Here is a 17603-nt window from a genome sequence, read left to right as displayed (position 1 = left end):
CGGAGCGGCTCCCGGACCTCCATGGACGCCACGGACGCGCAAGCCCGGCCCTGACCCGGCCCGCGTCCCTCGCGGGGACCGCCGTCGTCCCGCCCCCCGAATACGGGGGTGCGGCGGTCCCCGCGCATACGTCCGACGGCGCGCCCGAGCTCACCGGGCGCGCCGTCGCGCTGTGCCGGGGTCCCGACGGCCGGACGGGTCACCGCCCGCCCGTCCGCCCGGCGGTCAGTCCTGCCAGTCGTCGTCGGTGCGGGCACTGCCCCGGTCGCGGCGCCGGCCACCGAAGAGCCCGGGGTTGCCGCGGGCGGCCTGGACGACGTTGACGCCGACGATGCCCGCCCAGCTCACCAGCAGCCCCGGCAGGTGTGCCGTGCCGGCGCCGATCGCGGAGAGCGGGATCGCGAGCACCAGCGAGACGATGCCGAAGCCGAACCGCTCGCCGAAGGAGTCGGTGGCCCGCGGCGACCTGGCGCCCCGGGCCGTCGCCATCTGCTGCTCGGCGAGCTGCCTGCGCACCCGTCGGTCGATCGTGCTGTCGATGCGCTGCTCCACCTTCTCCAGGAAGGAGTCGACCAGCGCGGACTCGTACTCCTCGCCCAGCTCCCCGCGCGCCCGCAACGTGGCGTCGAGGTCCTTCTTGAGGTCGGTGCCGTGCGCGTCCATTCCCGTCATGGGCACCACGGTAGAGAGCCGCGGGCCCCGGCGGCACTGGGGAAAACCCCCCTTTTCCCGCTCGGGGAGGACCCCTGTTCGTGTATGGCGGCATGCAGAGTCCGTGCGGGCTGAATAGATTGTCCCGGGACGAACGGCCGACGGGGAGCGGGAATGGGGAGCGGGACGTGGGGGAGCGGGACGACACGGGGGAGCCGGACATGAGCGGGGCCGACAGCCCGGCGACGCGGCTCCAGGCGCTCTTCGAGGGGCACCGCCTGACGCCGACGCAGCGCCGCATCGCGCACAGCATGGTGCGGCGCGCCGTCGACGTGCCGTTCCTGTCCAGCGTCGAGCTGGCCGAACTCGCCGGGGTCAGCCAGCCGTCGGTCACCCGGTTCGCGGTCGCCCTCGGCTTCGACGGCTACCCGGCGCTGCGCCGCCACCTGCGCGAGGTCGCGCCCGCCGGGCAGCCCGCGGGCGCCGGTTCCCCCAACGAGTACCAGCAGGCCGTCGAGGCGGAGATCGAGAACCTGCGGCACCTCGCGGAGCTGCTCGCCGACCCGCGTCCCGTGCGCCGGGCCGGGCGGGTCCTCGCCGCCAGCCGCCCGCTGCCCGTGCTGGGGCTGCGGGCCGCCGCCTCCCAGGCGTACGGCTTCGCGTACTTCGCCGCCAAGGTCCATCCCGACGTCCGGCTGCTGCACGAGGGCGGCACGATGGTCCAGGACCGGATCGACGGCGCCGTCCGGGCCGGCGCCACCGCGCTGCTGTGCTTCGCCCTGCCCCGGCACCCGCGCGAGGTGGTCGACACCCTCGCGTACGCCCGGGAGGCCGGGCTGTCCGTCGTCACCGTCGCCGACTCGGCGTTCGCCCCGGTCGCCCGCCACTCGGACGTGCTGCTGCCCGCCGCGGTCGGCACGGGCCTCGCCTTCGACACCGCGTGCGCGCCGATGCTGCTCGGCCGCGTCCTGCTGGAGGCGATGTGCGACGACCTGCCCGACGCGCAGGCCCGGCTGGAGGAGTTCGACGCGCGGGCCGCCGCGCGCGGACTGTTCGTGGAGTAGGACCGCGGCGGCGCGGTCCGTGCTCCCGCGGGCGGCCGTCCGCCGTCCCGCTCGTATTTTCAGACTCGTCTCAGCTTGTCCCGCTAGCGTGCGTGCCCGCCGGGGATTCGGACGTGGGACGGGAAGACGGGAGGGCGCCGTGGCGCGCGCAGGACACGGGGTACGCCGAGGACAGGGACTGGCCCGGGTTGCGGTCGTCGTGCGGGCGGGAGCCGCGCCGACGTGGTGGTTCGGGGTCTTCGCGGCGGGCGTCGGCGTCCTCGTGCCGGGGCTGACCGGGCGGCGGATCGGGGTCATGGCCGGGGCCGTGCTGTTCCTCGTCGCGACCGCCGTCACGGCGTACGCGCGCCGCAGGCGCTACACCGCGCGCATCCGTCCGGCCGTGCGGGCCGGCAAGCACGACGTGCTCCAGGACCGGGCCGTGAGCGTGCGCAACTGGCGCCGCGGACACCGCTGGTGGCTGCTGCTCGCCTTCGTCGTCGCGCTGGGCAGCTCGTTCGCGCTGCCGGCCGCGGGCGGCATGCTGCTCGCCGGGGCCGGCTGGGGACTGCGGCTGAAGGCCGCCTGGCTCGGCAGGCGCGAACGCGCCGACGAGGCCCTGCTGTGGGTGCGGGTCGACTGGCTCGACGCGCACGGCGGCCGGCCCGCCGGGAAGCCGGTCAAGGCGTACCGCACGACGGGCATCGCGGCGGGCGACGCGTCCCCCGGAGGGGCCCGGCGCCGCACCGCCGCGATGGTCTAGCGGGCCTCGCGGGCCCCGTGACTCCGGTTGCCCGGTGGCGTCGTCACACCTCCAGGTCCTCCTCGATCCGGCGCAGCTGGTGGCGGGCCATCGCCAGGTTGGAGCGCTTGGCGTCGAGCACCAGGTAGAGGAAGAGGCCGTTGCCGCCGCGCCCGCTGATCAGGCGGATCAGGTGGTACTGGTCGGACAGCGTGATGAGGATGTCCTCGATCTGGGCCTTCAGGCCGAGGTGCTCCATGGTGCGCATCTTCGCGCGGACCACGTCGGTGTTGCCCGCGGCGGCGACGTTCAGGTCGAAGCCCTTGGTACCGCCCAGGGTGCCCAGCGCCATGCCACTGGTGTAGTCGACGAGCGCGACACCCGTCGCGCCCTCGATGGCGGCGAGGCATTCCTTGAGGGTGGTTTCGGTGTTGGCCATGGGTGAGGTCCTCTCAACTTTCGGTGGTGGAGCGCGCGTTGGTGGGTGTCGTGCGAGGAGTGCGCGCGGTGCGTGTGCGTGCGGGGGCGGCCGGCGCGGGCGGTTCGCCCGGGGCCGCCGACGTGGGGGGCGGTCCGGCGGCCGGCCGGGACGGCGGCCCCGGCACCGGCGGCGGGCCGGGCACCGGGCCGGTGCCCGGCGGTGGCCCCGGCAGCGGTGGCTGGGGCGGCGCGGGCAGCGCGGCCGGCAGCGGACCCGGGGAGCGGGCCAGTTCGGCGTCGACGAGTTCGCCGATCCGGGCTCCGGCGCGCCGGCCCTCCAGGTGGAGACGGCCCACGTTGACCCGGTCCCGCGCGAACACCGTCAGCACCGCCGAGCTGCCCGCCGCGTACGTGGCGACGTAGCCGTACATGCCGCGCACGAGCAGTTCGCGGAAGTCGCCCTGCCCGGTCGCGTCGGCCATGCGGACGGCGACCCCGAGGGCGGTCGCGGTGAGCGCGGCCACGTTCTCCGGTTCGACGCCCGGGGTGTCCTGGGCGAGCACCAGACCGTCGACGCCTGCCGCGAGGGCGCCGGTCAGCTGCGGCACCCGGGCCCTCAGCCTGCGCAGTTCGTCCAGGACGAGCGGCTCGGCGGCCATCGGCTCCCTCCTTTCGGCGCGAGGTCGCTGCCACTCAAAGGGCCTCCAGCGCATCCCTGAGCCTCTTCAGCAGCGTGATGTCGGGGTCGTCGGCCCGGGAGCGGGCCGCGGCCGGCACGGTCTCGGCGAGGGACGGCCGGGGCAGCGGGGCGACGAAGCCCGCCGCCGCGAGCCGCCGTACGTCCACCAGCGTGTGGAAGGCCTGGCGGCCCAGCCGGCGGGCGATGTCCGTCGCCGTGCGCTCGCCGTCCACCTGGGCCAGCACGGCCCGGCGGCGCGCGTTGAGCGCCGGGGGCGCGACCGGTTCGGCGCGCAGCAGGGGCGCGGTGTCCGTCTCCTGGTCGGGCCAGATGCGGTGCAGCAGGTCCCGGCGGCGCACGGTCTCCCGCTCCAGCGCGGACACCGGCACGGGCCGGTCCGAGCCGAGCCAGTGCGCCGCCCCGTAGCGGAAGCGGCCCGGGGTGGAGCTGGGGGCGAGCGCGAAGTACGCGGCGTCGTAGAGGGCGCCGAGGTGGCACAGCTCCAGGGCGCCCCGGGCGACCTGCCCCCCGTCGACGAGCAGCGGGCCGACCCCGCGGTGGTCGTCGGCGCGGTCCACCGCCTGGCGCCAGACCGCGACGTCGACCGTGCCGTGCGCGGTGAGCAGGACGTCGAGCCCGGGGGCCGACGGGCTCTCCGCGTGGATCACCCGGCCCTCGGAGAGGTAGAGCGTGCCGCGCTCGCGGACCAGGACGCCGGTGGCGCGTTCGTCCGCGAGCCTGCTCAGCATCGGGGAGACGCCGCCCCAGTTGCGGTCCTCGGCGGTCGCCCGGTCCCGCACGGGCAGGCGGGGCGGTGGCGGTGGCGGTGTCCTCGTCACGGTCATCCCAGCACCAGCCGTCCGGCCATCTCGCCCAGCCGGATTCTCGCCAGCGCCAGATTGCCCTCCTCGCGGGCCAGCCACAGGTGCAAGAACACACTGCTGTGGAACGGCGTCTGCACGAACCGCAGCAGGTGGTGGCTGTCGCGGTTGCTGATGATCAGGTCCACGACCGGCGGTTCGCCGTCCGGTGCCTCGTCGTCCTCCTCCGGCACGAAGGCCTGGTTCTCGGTGGCCATCCTGGCCAGTTCGGCGGCCTCGACCGCGCTCGTCTCGTGGTCGCCGCCCGGTGCGTCGCCGACGGTGCCCAGTGCCAGGCCGCTCGTCCAGTCGACCAGGGCAGCGCCCCGTGCGCCGGGCAGCCGCATGGCTTCCAGCAGGGACTCGTCGATTCCGGGCACCGTGCTTCCCCTTCCGCCCATGGGGTTTCGGCTGAGTGACAGCGAAACTACGCATCGTGTGCGGTGGCGGTGAGGGATCTGGCATTTTCCTCCGGAAGATGCGACGACCGGCTAGGGTAGGTCAACTTGGCTGGATTTGACGCCAGTTGGACCCTCTTCGCGCACGCGCCCGTCAAGGGCGCGCGGTCGCGCGAGCGGTGGTGCGGGGCTCTCCCGCACGCCCCCGCGCACCCCCCCGCAGCCCTCCCCCTCCCGGTGTCCGTCGGCCGTTCCCCCGCCGCGGCGCGCCCTCGCGGCCGCCGCCCCCGCCCCGCCGGGCGGGAAGTGTCTGTTGACTAGATCTATTCATCCAGGAAGGATGTGAATAACCGTAGGAATGATCCACCGGGAGCGATCCGCCAGGAGGCAGACCATGTCAGGACCCCGCCCCGTCCGGGCACCGCGCGGCACGGAACTGAGCGCCCTCGGCTGGCAGCAGGAAGCCGCCCTGCGGATGCTGCAGAACAACCTCGACCCCGAGGTTGCCGAGCACCCCGACAAGCTCGTCGTCTACGGCGGCACCGGCAAGGCGGCCCGCGACTGGCGCTCCTTCGACGCCATGGTCCGCACCCTGCGCACCCTCAAGCAGGACGAGACGATGCTCGTCCAGTCGGGCCGTCCCGTCGGCGTGATGCAGACCCACGAGTGGGCGCCGCGCGTCCTCATCGCCAACTCCAACCTCGTCGGCGACTGGGCCAACTGGGAGGAGTTCCGCCGCCTGGAGTCCCTCGGACTCACCATGTACGGGCAGATGACGGCCGGTTCGTGGATCTACATCGGCACCCAGGGCATCCTCCAGGGCACCTACGAGACGTTCGCCGCCGTCGCCGCGAAGAAGTTCGGCGGCACCCTCGCCGGGACGATCACCCTGACCGCCGGCCTCGGCGGCATGGGCGGCGCGCAGCCGCTCGCCGTGACCATGAACGACGGCGTCGTCCTCTGCGTCGACTGCGACCCGCGCGCCATCGACCGCCGCATCGAGCACCGCTACCTCGACGTGCGCGCCGACTCGCTCGACCACGCCCTCCAGCTCGCCGTCGAGGCCCGCGACGCCCGCCGCCCGCTCTCCATCGGCGTGCTCGGCAACGCCGCCGAGGTGGTGCCGCAACTGCTCGCGATGGGCGCCCCGATCGACATCGTCACCGACCAGACCTCGGCCCACGACCCGCTGGCCTACCTGCCCGTGGGCGTCGACTTCGACGACATGGCCGACAGCGCCGCGAAGGACCCGGCCGGGTTCACCACCCGCGCCCGGGAGTCCATGGCCCGGCACGTGGAGGCCATGGTCGGCTTCATGGACGCGGGCGCCGAGGTCTTCGACTACGGCAACTCGATCCGCGGCGAGGCCCAACTCGCGGGCTACAGCCGGGCGTTCGCCTTCCCCGGGTTCGTCCCCGCGTACATCCGGCCGCTGTTCTGCGAGGGCAAGGGCCCCTTCCGCTGGGCGGCCCTGTCCGGCGACCCGCGCGACATCGCCGCCACCGACCGCGCCATCCTCGACCTCTTCCCGGAGAACGAGTCGCTGGCCCGCTGGATCAAGCTCGCCGGTGAGCGCGTGCACTTCCAGGGGCTGCCCGCCCGCATCTGCTGGCTCGGCTACGGCGAACGCGACCGGGCCGGCGAGCGCTTCAACGACATGGTGGCGAGCGGCGAACTCCAGGCACCGCTGGTCATCGGCCGCGACCACCTCGACTGCGGCTCCGTCGCCTCCCCCTACCGGGAGACCGAGGCGATGCTCGACGGCTCCGACGCCATCGCCGACTGGCCGCTGCTGAACGCCATGGTGAACGTGGCCTCCGGCGCCTCCTGGGTGTCGATCCACCACGGCGGCGGTGTCGGCATGGGCCGCTCGATCCACGCCGGCCAGGTCACCGTCGCCGACGGCACGCCGCTGGCCGGGGAGAAGATCCGCCGCGTGCTCACCAACGACCCCGGCATGGGCGTCATCCGGCACGTCGACGCCGGGTACGACAGCGCCGAGACGGTGGCCGAGGAGCGCGGGGTGCGGGTGCCGATGCGCGAGGGCGCCGAGACCGCCGAGGGCGCCGAGGGGGCGAACGCGTGACGACGCCGCCGTCCGCCGGGGGCGCCGGCACCGGCGCCCCCGGGGCGTCCCCCACCCCGGGCGCCCCGTTCCAGGCCATGTGGCGCGAGCTGCTGGCGATCGGGCGGCACGCCGGGTCCGGCGGCTACCGCCGGTTCGCCTGGACCGGCGCGGACGCCGACTGCCGCGCCTGGTTCGCCGCGCAGGCCGCCGCCCGGGGCCTGGCCCTGGAGGTCGACCGCAACGGCAACCAGTGGGCCTGGCTCGGGGACCCGGAGGCGGGCGGCGCGGTCGTCACCGGCTCGCACCTGGACTCGGTGCCCGACGGCGGCGCCTTCGACGGACCGCTCGGCGTCGTCTCGTCGTTCGCCGCCCTGGACGAACTGCTCGCCCGCGGCGTCACGTTCACCCGCCCGCTCGCGGTGGTGAACTTCGGCGACGAGGAGGGCGCGCGCTTCGGCCTCGCCTGCGTCGGCTCCCGGCTGACCGCGGGGAAGCTCACCGTCGAGGACGCGCACCGCCTGACCGACGCCGCGGGCACCACCCTGCCCCGCGCCATGGAGGCCGCCGGGTACGACCCGGACACCATCGGCCCCGACCCCGAACGCCTCGCCCGCGTCGACGCGTTCGTCGAACTCCACGTCGAGCAGGGCCGCGCCCTCGACCTGAGCGGCGACCCGGTCGGCGTTGCCGGCGCCATCTGGCCGCACGGACGCTGGCGGTTCGACTTCCGCGGCGAGGCCAACCACGCCGGCACCACCCGCCTCGTCGACCGGCACGACCCGATGCTGCCGTACGCCGAGACCGTGCTCGCCGCCCGCCGCGAGGCCCGGCTCGCGGGCGCGGTGGCCACGTTCGGCAAGATCTCCGTCGAGCCCAACGGCGTCAACGCCGTGCCCTCCCTGGTCCGCGGCTGGCTCGACTCGCGCGCCGAGGGCGGCGCCACCCTCGACGCCGTGGTCACCGCGATCGAGGACGAGGCCCGGACGTACGCCACCGCGCACGGCGTCGACCTGGAGGTCGTGCGGGAGTCCTTCACGCCCGTCGTCGAGTTCGACCACGCGCTGCGCGACGAACTGCGCCGGCTGCTCGGCACCGGGCGGGACGCCGAACTGCGGGTGCCCGTCCTCGGGACCGGCGCCGGACACGACGCCGGAATCCTCTCCGGGAGCGTGCCGACCGCCATGCTGTTCGTGCGCAATCCGACGGGCGTCTCGCACTCCCCGGCCGAACACGCGGCCGAGGACGACTGCCTGGCCGGGGTGACCGCGCTCGCCGACGCACTCGAAGGGCTGGCCTGCAAGTGAACCGGACGTTCTGGCTCGAACACGCCTGGCTCGGCACGCACGTCGAGCCGGGCGTCGCCCTCGACGTGCGCGACGGCCGGATCGCCGCCGTCCGCACCGAGGTGGACACCCCGCCGCCGGGCGCGGAGGCACTGCGCGGCCTGACCCTGCCCGGCCTCGCCAACGCCCACAGCCACGCCTTCCACCGCGCCCTGCGCGGCAAGGTCCAGGTCGGCTCCGGCACCTTCTGGACCTGGCGCGAGACCATGTACTCCGTCGCCGACCGGCTGACCCCCGACAGCTACCACGCGCTGGCCCGCGCGGTGTACGCGGAGATGGCGCTCGCCGGGATCACCGCCGTCGGCGAGTTCCACTACGTGCACCACGCGCCCGGCGGGGTCCCCTACGACGAGCCCAACGCGATGGGCGAGGCGCTGATCGCCGCCGCCGCGGAGGCCGGCATCCGGATCACCCTCCTCGACACCGCCTATCTCTCCTCCGGCTTCGGGCACCGGCCCGACAAGCACCAGCTCCGCTTCTGCGACACCACCGCCGAGGCCTGGGCGGAACGCGCCGCCCTCCTCAAGGAACGGGACCACGCGCGGATCGGCGCGGCCGTGCACTCCGTACGGGCGGTGCCCGCCGACCAGTTGGGGACCGTCGCCGCCTGGGCGCGGGAACGCCGGGCGCCGCTGCACGTGCACCTGTCGGAGCAGACCGCCGAGAACGAGGCCTGCCTCGCCGCCCACGGCCGCACCCCCGCCCGGCTCCTCGCCGACCACGGCGTCCTCGGTCCGCGCACCACCGGCGTGCACAACACGCACCTCACCGACGACGACATCGCGCTGCTCGGCTCCACCGGCACCGGCACCTGCATGTGCCCCACCACCGAGCGCGACCTCGCCGACGGCATCGGACCGGCCGTCGCCCTCCAGCGGGCCGGTTCCCCGCTCAGCCTCGGCTCGGACAGCCACGCCGTCGTCGACCTGCTGGAGGAGGCACGGGCGCTGGAACTGAACGAGCGCCTGCGTACCCGCACCCGCGGCCACTGGACGGCCGCCGCGCTGCTGCGCGCCGCCACCGCCGACGGCCACGCCGCGCTCGGCTGGGACGACGCGGGCACCCTGGAGGAGGGCGCCCTCGCCGACCTCACGACCGTCGCGCTGGACTCGGTCAGGACCGCGGGCCCGGTGCCCCGGCTCGGCGCCGAGACCGCCGTGTTCGCGGCGACGGCCGCCGACGTCCGGCACACGGTCGTGGGCGGGCGGCACATTGTGCGGGACGGGGCGCACACCCTGGTCCCGGACGTGCCCGCCGCCCTCGCGGACGCGGTGGCCGCCCTGCGCGGCTGACCGCGCCCGCGCCCGCCCGATCCGCCGCCATCCCTGCCCACGAGGACGCCATGAGCAGCACCGTCATCACGAACATCGCCACACTCGTCACCAACGACCCCTCCCTCGGCGACGGTTCACCCCTCGGACTGGTCCGGGACGCGGCCGTCGTCGTGGACGGCGAACGCGTCGTGTGGACCGGCGCGTCGGGCGAGGCGCCCGCCGCCGACCACCGGGTCGACGCGGGCGGCCGGACCGTGCTCCCCGGTTTCGTCGACTCGCACTCCCACCTGGTCTTCGCGGGCGACCGCACCGAGGAGTTCAACGCCCGGATGTCGGGCCGCGCCTACAGCGCCGGCGGCATCCGCACCACGGTCGCCGCCACCCGCGCCGCGACCGACGAGGAACTGTCCGCGAACGTGGCCCGGCACCTCGCGGAGGCGCTGCGCCAGGGCACCACCACCATGGAGACGAAGTCCGGCTACGGCCTGACCGTCGCGGACGAGACCCGCGCCCTGCGCGTCGCGGCGGCCCACACCGACGAGGTGACCTATCTCGGCGCGCACGTCGTCGCCCCGGAGTTCGCCGACGACCCGGCCGGCTACGTCGCCCTCGTCACCGGCGAGATGCTCGACTCCTGTGCCCCGTACGCCCGTTGGATCGACGTGTTCTGCGAGAAGGGCGCCTTCGACGGCGACCAGGCACGCGCCGTGCTCACCGCCGGCCGCGCCAGGGGGCTCCAACTGCGCGTGCACGCCAACCAGTTGACGTACGGCCCGGGTGTGCGGCTGGCCGTGGAACTGGACGCGGCGAGTGCCGACCACTGCACCCACCTCACGGACGAGGACGTCGACGCCCTCGCCAACAGCCGTACGGTGGCGACCCTGTTGCCCGGCGCGGAGTTCTCGACCCGGGCGCGGTGGCCCGACGCGCGGCGGCTGCTGGACGCGGGCGCGACGGTCGCCCTGTCCACCGACTGCAACCCGGGCTCGTCCTACACCTCGTCGATGCCGTTCTGCGTCGCCCTCGCGGTGCGGGACATGGGGATGACGCCCGACGAGGCGGTGTGGGCGGCCACCGCGGGCGGGGCGGCGGCGCTGCGGCGCGAGGACGTGGGACGGCTGGCTCCGGGCGCCCTCGCGGACCTGACGCTGCTGGACGCGCCGAGCCACGTCCACCTGGCCTACCGGCCGGGCGTGCCGCTGGTCGCGGGCGTGTGGCGGCGCGGCACGCGCGTGGTCTGACGCGCGGGGGCGCCCCGCGGCGGGCCCGGACACGGAAATGCCCCGGCAGCCGGGCGCCTTCGCGCGCCTCGTGCCGGGGCGTCCGTCCGGGCCGTCGGGACCGGGCGGCGTCCGTCACTCCACCACGGTCAGGCCCCTGCGCAGCCGCACCAGCGTCCGGGACAGCAGCCGCGACACGTGCATCTGCGAGATGCCGAGCTCCTCGCCTATCTCCGACTGTGTCATGTTGGCGACGAAGCGCAGCGACAGGATGGTGCGCTCGCGGGACGGGAGCCCCGCGATCAGCGGCTTCAGCGACTCGACGTACTCGATGCCTTCGAGCCCGTGGTCCTCGTAGCCGATGCGGTCGGCGAGCGCGCCCTCGGAGTCGTCCTCCTCGGGCTGGGCGTCCAGCGACGACGCGGTGTACGCGTTCGAGGCCGCCATGCCCTCGACGACCTCCTCGTTCGTGATGCCGAGGCGTGCGGCCAGCTCGGCCACCGTGGGGGCGCGGTCGAGCTGCTGGGCCAGCTCGTCGCCGGCCTTGGCCAGTTCGAGCCGGAGTTCCTGGAGGCGGCGCGGCACGCGCACGGACCAGGAGGTGTCGCGGAAGAAGCGCTTGATCTCACCGATGATGGTGGGCATCGCGAAAGTGGGGAACTCGACGCCGCGGCTGAGCTCGAAGCGGTCGATCGCCTTGATCAGGCCGATGGTGCCGACCTGGATGATGTCCTCCATCGGCTCGCTGCGGGAGCGGAACCGGGAGGCGGCGAACTTGACCAGCGCCAGGTTCAGTTCGACGAGCGTGTTGCGCACGTACGAGTACTCGTAGGTGCCTTCGGCCAGCGACTCGAGACGCTCGAAGAGGGTCTTGGAGAGGGCACGCGCGTCGACCGCGCCCACCTCGTCGTACGGCGGAATGTCCGGAAGTCCGGCGAGGACGTCGTCCTGTTCGGGACGTACGTCGTGCTGTGCGATGGGATCCAGATGTTCCGGAGGGGGTGTCGACGTCGCCCTCTGGGTATGCGATGCGTCGAGCCGGGGTGACATGATGTCCTCCATCGTTCTCGGCATATGGCTGCCGAAGCCAATTCGTGCACTGCGGTGTGCGGCGCCTCCAAAGCCGGCCGTGTCGAGTACGTGTCCTTACTAGCCCTACCTGCTTTCCTGAGCCCACCGCAAGTTCCTTCTGTGCCCAAATGTCCGTTTCTGTACGGTTGTTCGGGTGTTGAAGCGTGGAGGGAAGGCGTAGGGTTCGAGGGCGTCAGTCAGCAGCCACGACGTCGGGAGAGAGAGTCGGCATGGACCGCGGGACAGTCGGCAGCGCACAGTCGGGCCGGCTTCTGGTGGAGGTACGGCAAGAGGGTTCCACCGCCGTCGTCACACCGGCGGGTGAGCTGGATCACCACACCGCCGACCTGTTGCGAGAGCCGCTCGACGAATGCCTCGCCAAGGGGCGCAAGCGCCTTGTCGTGGACTGCTCCCGGCTGGAGTTCTGCGACTCCACGGGGCTCAACGTCCTTCTCGGCGCGCGCCTGAAGGCGGAGGCCGCCGGAGGCGCGGTCCACCTGGCGGGCATGCTGCCCGTGGTGGCCCGGGTCTTCGAGATCACCGGGGCCGAGGCGGTCTTCACCGTCCACGAGACCCTTGAGGACGCCCTTGCCGACGAGAACGGCTGACCCCTCGCCCGCGCGGGCGGTGCGTGCACCCCGCGCGACGGTCCCCGACCGGCGTTTTCCGGGAGTCCCGCCATTCGTGCCGAACCAGAGGGTGTTCCCCCGGTTCGCTCGGGCAGGAGACAAGCTGTGCGAGTCGTCCGCCGCGGCGGCCCCGACGACCCGGGCGGCCCGCCGCCCCAGTACCCCTGTAGTGACTTTTGACTGTGAAACGGCGAATCGGTGAGGTGAAGCGCTGATGAGCACCACCCGGCCTTACTCGCCGGGCGACCGTGGCCCGGAGCCGAGCGGCGCAGGTGCGTCCGAGGCATCCGAGCCCGCGGCCGGCCCGTCCGAGGCGGGTACGGCCGCTTCCTCCACCGGCCGTCAGGTACGCAGACTGAGCTTCGAGGGCGAGAGCGGCGTCGTGCCGCTGGCGCGCGACTTCAGCCGGCAGGCCCTGTACGCCTGGGGCTGGCTGCCCGCCGAGACCGCCGACCGCCGCGCCGCCGCCGAGGACGTCCTGCTCGTCGTCTCCGAACTCGTCACCAACGCGTGCCTGCACGCCGAGGGCCCCGACGAGCTGCTGATCTCCTGCGACAACAAGGTGATCCGCGTCGAGGTCGCCGACCGGGGCGCCGGCCAGCCCGCCCCGCGCACCCCGCACCGCGCCGGGCGCCCCGGCGGCCACGGCATGTTCATCGTGCAGCGGCTGTGCCTCGACTGGGGGGTCGTCCGCACCCCCGGCGTCGCGGGCAAGACCGTCTGGGCGGAACTGGGCGCACCGGCGTAGCCGACGGCACCCCGCCTCCCGTACGACGCCTGAAGGTCCGGGCCGTTCCACGCCCGGACCTTTCGCGTGCCCGGGGGCGGCCCCGTGGCCGCGTCTCCCGTCCTTCCGGAGCCTTCGCGCACGTCACCCGGTCTCGGCCTCCCGCGCTCCCTCACGCGCCCGTACAGGCGCGTCCGCACCGGTCGCCGGCCGTCCCGCCGCGTGGCCGTCGGCCACGGGGAACGGCCGGAGGGCCACCGCCCGTCGTACGGGTGGTGGCCCTCCGGCCGTTGCTGTCGCCGGGTGCCGGCGCGGTGCGTCAGCGCACGTCGCCCATGAGGACCTTGACCTTCTTGCGGTACATCCACACCGCGACGCCGGCGATGACGGCGAGGACCGCCTCCAGCGTGACGATGCCCCTGGTGTTCAGGTCGACGCCCGCCAGCGACAGCAAACCGGTGGTCGCGTCGCCCGCGGTGACGGCCAGGAACCAGATGCCCATCATCTGCGAGGCGTACTTCGCGGGCGCCATCTTGGTGGTGACCGACAGGCCGACCGGCGAGAGCGTCAGCTCACCCACGGTCTGCACGAAGTAGATCGCGACCAGCCACATCGCCGCCGCCTTGTGACCGCCGCCGGCGATCGCCAGGGGGGCGAGGAACAGGAAGAACGAGGCGCCCACGAGCACCAGGCCCATCGCGAACTTCACGGCCGTGCTCGGCTCCTTGCCGCGCCGGGCGAGCGCCAGCCACAGCCAGGCGAACACCGGGGCGAGCGCCATGATCATGACGGGGTTGACCGACTGGTACCAGGAGACCGGGAAGTCCCAGCCGAAGACGGTGTTCTTCGCCGACTCCTCGGCGAAGATCGACATGGTCGAGCCGCCCTGGTCGTAGATCATCCAGAAGACGGCCGCGGCCACGAAGAACCAGATGTAGGCGCTCATCTTCGACTGGTCCTCGCGGTCCAGCTCCCTGTCGCGCTTTATGCGCACGATGACCATGACCGGGATGATCAGGCCGAGCAGGGTGATCGGGACCAGCAACCAGTTGAGCGTGTAGGTGCCCGAGAAGCCGACGATCGCGTAGAAGACCAGCGCGACCAGGGCCCACATCGCGGACTTGCGCAGCGTGGCCGACTTCTCCCGCGAGGACAGCGGCATGGGCACGTCGTTCGAGCGCGGGCTCAGGTGCCGCGTGCCGAACAGGAACTGGACCAGGCCGATCGCCATGCCGGCGGCGGCGAGCATGAAGCCCAGGTGCCAGTTGACGTTCTCGCCGACCGTGCCGATCACCAGGGGCGCTATGAACGCGCCCAGGTTGATGCCGACGTAGAACAGCGTGAAGCCGCCGTCGCGGCGCGGGTCGTCCGGGCCGTCGTAGAGGTGGCCGACCATCGTCGAGATGTTGGCCTTCAGCAGGCCGGAACCTATCGCGACCAGGCCGAGGCCCGCGTAGAACGTGCCGGAGCTCGGCAGTGCCAGCGTCAGGTGGCCGAGCATGATGATGCCGGAGGCCACGGCCACCGTCTTGCGGGGGCCGAGCACGCGGTCGGCGAACCAGCCGCCCGGCATGGCGAGCAGGTACACGAGCGACAGGTAGACCGAGTAGATCGCCGTCGCGGTGGCCGCGTTGAGGTGCAGGCCCTCCGGCGCCACCAGGTACAGGGGAAGCAGCGCCCTCATGCCGTAGTAGGAGAAGCGCTCCCACATCTCGGTCATGAAGAGGGTGGCCAGGCCGCGGGGGTGGCCGAAGAAGGTCTTGCCGGTGCCCGGGGAGCCCGGGGTGACCGCTTCCTTCGTCAGGCTGGTCGCCATGGTCGTTCCTTGCTGGTCGGGACGCGCCGCGCAGACGGGTGCGCGCCCGGTGGGGGGAGCCGGCACCGGCGGGGCAGTCCACCCCACGCCAGGGGAGTGCGCCCCGGGGGGACGGGGCGAGGACGGCGACCGCCGGGATCCACGCCCCGCGGCGCTTCGATGCGCGCGGGGCCCGGCCACAGGTCGTTGCATTGCGGAGCCGGTTATGGGGACCGGCTCCCGCACACGAAGAGGCCCTCGGCGTCGACTGCCGCCAAGGGTCCTTGGGTGCTACAGGCGTTCCCACACCTTACGACACGAGACGCCCCGATATGGAAGGACTTGAGACATGGTTCACAGGTGCGGAGGGAACCGCCGGGGGCCCGTCGAAGGTGCTCACCAGGATGACATCCCGCACCCCCTGGTCCGTACCAAAGTGGTCGCGATCGCGAATTCCCGGCCGCGGCGGGGGCCCCGGGCCGGGCGCGGGGCGGCCGGTGCGCGCGCACTCCGCCCGCGGGGCGGACACGCGCCGCAAGGTAAGAACTGCCGACGGTGATCACACCTCGGGGCCCGTCCGGGGCGGACTACCATCACCCCATGACCCGTGTACTGCTCGCCGAGGACGACGCGTCCATCTCGGAGCCGCTGGCCCGCGCACTGCGCCGGGAAGGCTACGAGGTCGAGGTGCGTGAGGACGGACCCACCGCGCTCGACGCCGGAATGCAGGGCGGTGTCGACCTGGTCGTACTGGACCTGGGTCTGCCCGGCATGGACGGCCTGGAGGTCGCCCGGCGGCTGCGTGCCGACGGGCACACCATCCCCATCCTCATCCTGACCGCGCGGGCCGACGAGGTGGACACCGTGGTCGGCCTCGACGCGGGCGCCGACGACTACGTCACCAAGCCCTTCCGTCTCGCCGAACTCCTCGCGCGCGTACGGGCCCTGCTGCGGCGCGGCGCCACCGAGCCCCAGCAGCAGCCGGCCACGCACGGCGTCCGCATCGACGTCGAGTCGCACCGCGCCTGGATGGGCGACGAGGAACTCCAGCTCACCGCCAAGGAGTTCGACCTGCTGCGGGTCCTCGTGCGCGACGCCGGCCGGGTCGTCACCCGCGACCAGCTCATGCGCGAGGTCTGGGACACCACGTGGTGGTCGTCGACCAAGACCCTGGACATGCACATCTCCTGGCTGCGCAAGAAGCTCGGCGACGACGCGGCCAACCCCCGCTACATCGCGACCGTGCGCGGCGTGGGCTTCCGCTTCGAGAAGAGCTGAGCCCGGCGGGGAGGGGCGGGTCCGCACGGGTCCGCCCCCTCCCGTACGGGAGAGCTGAGCCCCGCGGGGTTCCTGGCCGAGTGCCCGTGCGAGCCGCGGGCGCTCCTGTGGGTAAGAGGACATGCGCCGCCGACTGATCCAGTCCACGCTCGCCGTGGTGCTCGTCGTGATCGCCGTCTTCGGCGTCTCCCTGGTCATCGTCGAGACCCGGACCATCAGCAACAGCGCCCAGGAACGCGTCGACTCCGAGGCGCTGCGGCTCGCCAGCATCGTCGACAGCAGACTGCTCGGCGACGAGACCGTCGACGCCGAGGCGCTGCGGGCCCAGGTCACCGACGAGCGGTACGCCGTGATCCGCGTCCCGGGCCGGCCCGCCGTGGGCGTCGGCACACCGCCCGACGGCGAGGTCATCCGCTCCACCGCCACCGGTGAGCGGGGCGAGACGGTCACCGTCGAGGAACCCCGCTCCTCCGTCACCCGCGAGGTCGGCCGCACCCTGCTGATCATCGGGGCGGTCGCGCTGCTCGCCGTGATCGCCGCCGTCGCCCTCGCGATCCGCCAGGCCAACCGGCTGTCCTCCCCGCTGACCGACCTCGCGGAGACCGCCGAGCGCCTCGGCTCGGGCGACCCGCGGCCCCGGCACAAGCGCTACGGGGTGCCCGAGCTGGACCGGGTCGCCGACGTGCTGGACGCCTCCGCCGAACGCATCGCCCGCATGCTCACCGCCGAGCGCCGGCTCGCCGCCGACGCCTCGCACCAGCTGCGCACCCCGCTCACCGCGCTGTCCATGCGACTCGAGGAGATCACCCTCACCGACGATCCGGACACGGTGAAGGACGAGGCGACGATCGCCCTGACGCAGGTGGAACGGCTCACCGACGTCGTCGAGCGGCTGCTGACCAACTCCCGCGACCCGCGCACCGGTTCGGCCGTCACCTTCGACCTCGACGAGGTCATCCAGCAGCAGCTCGCCGAGTGGCGCCCCGCGTACCGCAGTTCGGGCCGCGCGATCGTCAGCTCCGGCAAGCGGCACCTCCAGGCGGTCGGCACGCCGGGCGCCGTCGCGCAGGTGCTGGCCGCGCTGATCGAGAACTCCCTGATGCACGGCGGCGGCACGGTCGCGCTGCGCACCCGCACCACCGGCAACCAGTCCGTCGTCGAGGTCACGGACGAGGGGCCCGGGGTGCCCGCCGAGCTGGGGGCGCGGATCTTCGAGCGGGCGATCAGCGGCCGCAACTCCACCGGCATCGGCCTCGCCGTCGCCCGCGACCTCGCGGAGGCCGACGGGGGACGCCTGGAGATGCTCCAGGTCCATCCGCCGGTCTTCGGCCTGTTCCTGTCCCGCACGCCGCCCGTGAAGCGGCCGCCCGTGGACGACGAGGACGAGGGCCGCACGGTCCGCTGA

Annotated in this window: 17 protein-coding genes; 10 read left to right on the top strand and 7 right to left on the bottom strand. The window is 73.6% G+C overall.

Annotated features, from left to right (window positions below; genetic code table 11):
* Window positions 1–225: 225 nt before the first annotated feature.
* Window positions 226–672, bottom strand: coding sequence for a hypothetical protein (locus tag ACFZA0_RS12045; protein ID WP_391014542.1), 447 nt, complete (start codon window positions 670–672; stop codon window positions 226–228).
* A gap of 200 nt (window positions 673–872) precedes the next feature.
* Between ACFZA0_RS12045 and ACFZA0_RS12040 the strand changes: the two genes are divergently transcribed.
* Together ACFZA0_RS12040 and ACFZA0_RS12035 are read left to right on the top strand one after the other, a co-directional pair.
* A complete protein-coding gene (locus ACFZA0_RS12040) occupies window positions 873–1715 on the top strand; it encodes a MurR/RpiR family transcriptional regulator (protein WP_391014540.1) in 843 nt (280 codons plus the stop codon).
* 139 nt (window positions 1716–1854) lie between these two features.
* On the top strand, window positions 1855–2457 hold the full coding sequence (locus tag ACFZA0_RS12035; RefSeq protein WP_391014539.1) for a hypothetical protein: 603 nt from the start codon (window positions 1855–1857) through the stop codon (window positions 2455–2457).
* 43 nt (window positions 2458–2500) lie between these two features.
* Here ACFZA0_RS12035 and ACFZA0_RS12030 read toward each other — a convergent pair whose 3' ends face one another.
* Genes ACFZA0_RS12030 through ACFZA0_RS12015 form a run of 4 tightly spaced genes read right to left on the bottom strand, consistent with a single transcriptional unit; the run spans window position 2501 to window position 4775 of the window.
* Entirely contained in the window at window positions 2501–2875 is a 375-nt protein-coding gene (locus ACFZA0_RS12030) for a hypothetical protein (RefSeq protein ID WP_391014538.1), read from the bottom strand.
* 13 nt (window positions 2876–2888) lie between these two features.
* Window positions 2889–3515, bottom strand: a complete 627-nt coding sequence (locus ACFZA0_RS12025) for a roadblock/LC7 domain-containing protein (protein WP_391014536.1) — start codon at window positions 3513–3515, stop codon at window positions 2889–2891.
* Between the two features lie 34 nt (window positions 3516–3549).
* A complete protein-coding gene (locus ACFZA0_RS12020) occupies window positions 3550–4380 on the bottom strand; it encodes a transcriptional regulator (RefSeq protein ID WP_391014535.1) in 831 nt (276 codons plus the stop codon).
* Window positions 4377–4775, bottom strand: a complete 399-nt coding sequence (locus tag ACFZA0_RS12015; RefSeq protein WP_391014533.1) for a hypothetical protein — start codon at window positions 4773–4775, stop codon at window positions 4377–4379. The genes ACFZA0_RS12020 and ACFZA0_RS12015 overlap by 4 nt, the downstream gene beginning before the upstream one ends.
* Window positions 4776–5187: 412 nt before the next feature.
* On the opposite strand from ACFZA0_RS12015, the gene hutU reads away from it, so the two are divergent.
* The 4 genes from hutU to hutI all read left to right on the top strand — a co-directional run bounded on the left by hutU (window position 5188) and on the right by hutI (window position 10719).
* On the top strand, window positions 5188–6879 hold the full coding sequence (gene hutU, locus ACFZA0_RS12010) for a urocanate hydratase (RefSeq protein ID WP_391014532.1): 1692 nt from the start codon (window positions 5188–5190) through the stop codon (window positions 6877–6879).
* A gap of 77 nt (window positions 6880–6956) precedes the next feature.
* Entirely contained in the window at window positions 6957–8165 is a 1209-nt protein-coding gene (locus tag ACFZA0_RS12005) for an allantoate amidohydrolase (protein ID WP_391015339.1), read from the top strand.
* Window positions 8162–9496, top strand: coding sequence for a formimidoylglutamate deiminase (locus ACFZA0_RS12000; protein ID WP_391014530.1), 1335 nt, complete (start codon window positions 8162–8164; stop codon window positions 9494–9496). The genes ACFZA0_RS12005 and ACFZA0_RS12000 overlap by 4 nt, the downstream gene beginning before the upstream one ends.
* Before the next feature lie 50 nt (window positions 9497–9546).
* Window positions 9547–10719, top strand: a complete 1173-nt coding sequence (hutI, locus tag ACFZA0_RS11995; protein ID WP_391014528.1) for an imidazolonepropionase — start codon at window positions 9547–9549, stop codon at window positions 10717–10719.
* A gap of 114 nt (window positions 10720–10833) precedes the next feature.
* Here the strand turns inward: hutI and ACFZA0_RS11990 are convergent, their stop codons facing one another.
* Window positions 10834–11760, bottom strand: a complete 927-nt coding sequence (locus ACFZA0_RS11990; RefSeq protein WP_391014526.1) for a SigB/SigF/SigG family RNA polymerase sigma factor — start codon at window positions 11758–11760, stop codon at window positions 10834–10836.
* Window positions 11761–11999: 239 nt separating this feature from the next.
* Here ACFZA0_RS11990 and ACFZA0_RS11985 point away from each other — a divergent pair, with 239 nt between their 5' ends.
* Together ACFZA0_RS11985 and ACFZA0_RS11980 are read left to right on the top strand one after the other, a co-directional pair.
* Window positions 12000–12377: an anti-sigma factor antagonist gene (locus ACFZA0_RS11985; RefSeq protein WP_391014524.1), complete on the top strand. Its 378-nt coding sequence runs from the start codon at window positions 12000–12002 to the stop codon at window positions 12375–12377.
* Between the two features lie 235 nt (window positions 12378–12612).
* The gene (locus ACFZA0_RS11980) at window positions 12613–13146 is read left to right on the top strand and encodes an ATP-binding protein (protein ID WP_391014522.1); all 534 of its coding nucleotides are present in this window, start codon (window positions 12613–12615) and stop codon (window positions 13144–13146) included.
* Between the two features lie 298 nt (window positions 13147–13444).
* On the opposite strand, the gene ACFZA0_RS11975 is transcribed toward ACFZA0_RS11980, so the two are convergent.
* A complete protein-coding gene (locus ACFZA0_RS11975) occupies window positions 13445–14941 on the bottom strand; it encodes an oligopeptide:H+ symporter (RefSeq protein ID WP_391014521.1) in 1497 nt (498 codons plus the stop codon).
* Between the two features lie 579 nt (window positions 14942–15520).
* Here ACFZA0_RS11975 and ACFZA0_RS11970 point away from each other — a divergent pair.
* Window positions 15521–16198: a response regulator gene (locus ACFZA0_RS11970; protein ID WP_391014519.1), complete on the top strand. Its 678-nt coding sequence runs from the start codon at window positions 15521–15523 to the stop codon at window positions 16196–16198.
* A 121-nt stretch (window positions 16199–16319) separates the two neighbouring features.
* Window positions 16320–17603 carry an ATP-binding protein gene (locus ACFZA0_RS11965; RefSeq protein WP_391014518.1) on the top strand — a complete coding sequence of 428 codons (1284 nt, stop codon included), beginning with the start codon at window positions 16320–16322 and terminating at the stop codon, window positions 17601–17603.

This window comes from Streptomyces sp. NPDC008150, assembly GCF_042956945.1.
In the GTDB taxonomy this organism is placed as follows: Bacteria; Actinomycetota; Actinomycetes; order Streptomycetales; family Streptomycetaceae; genus Streptomyces.
The sequence above is the reverse complement of the archived record's forward strand: the minus strand, read 5'-3'. Positions and strand labels throughout refer to the sequence as shown.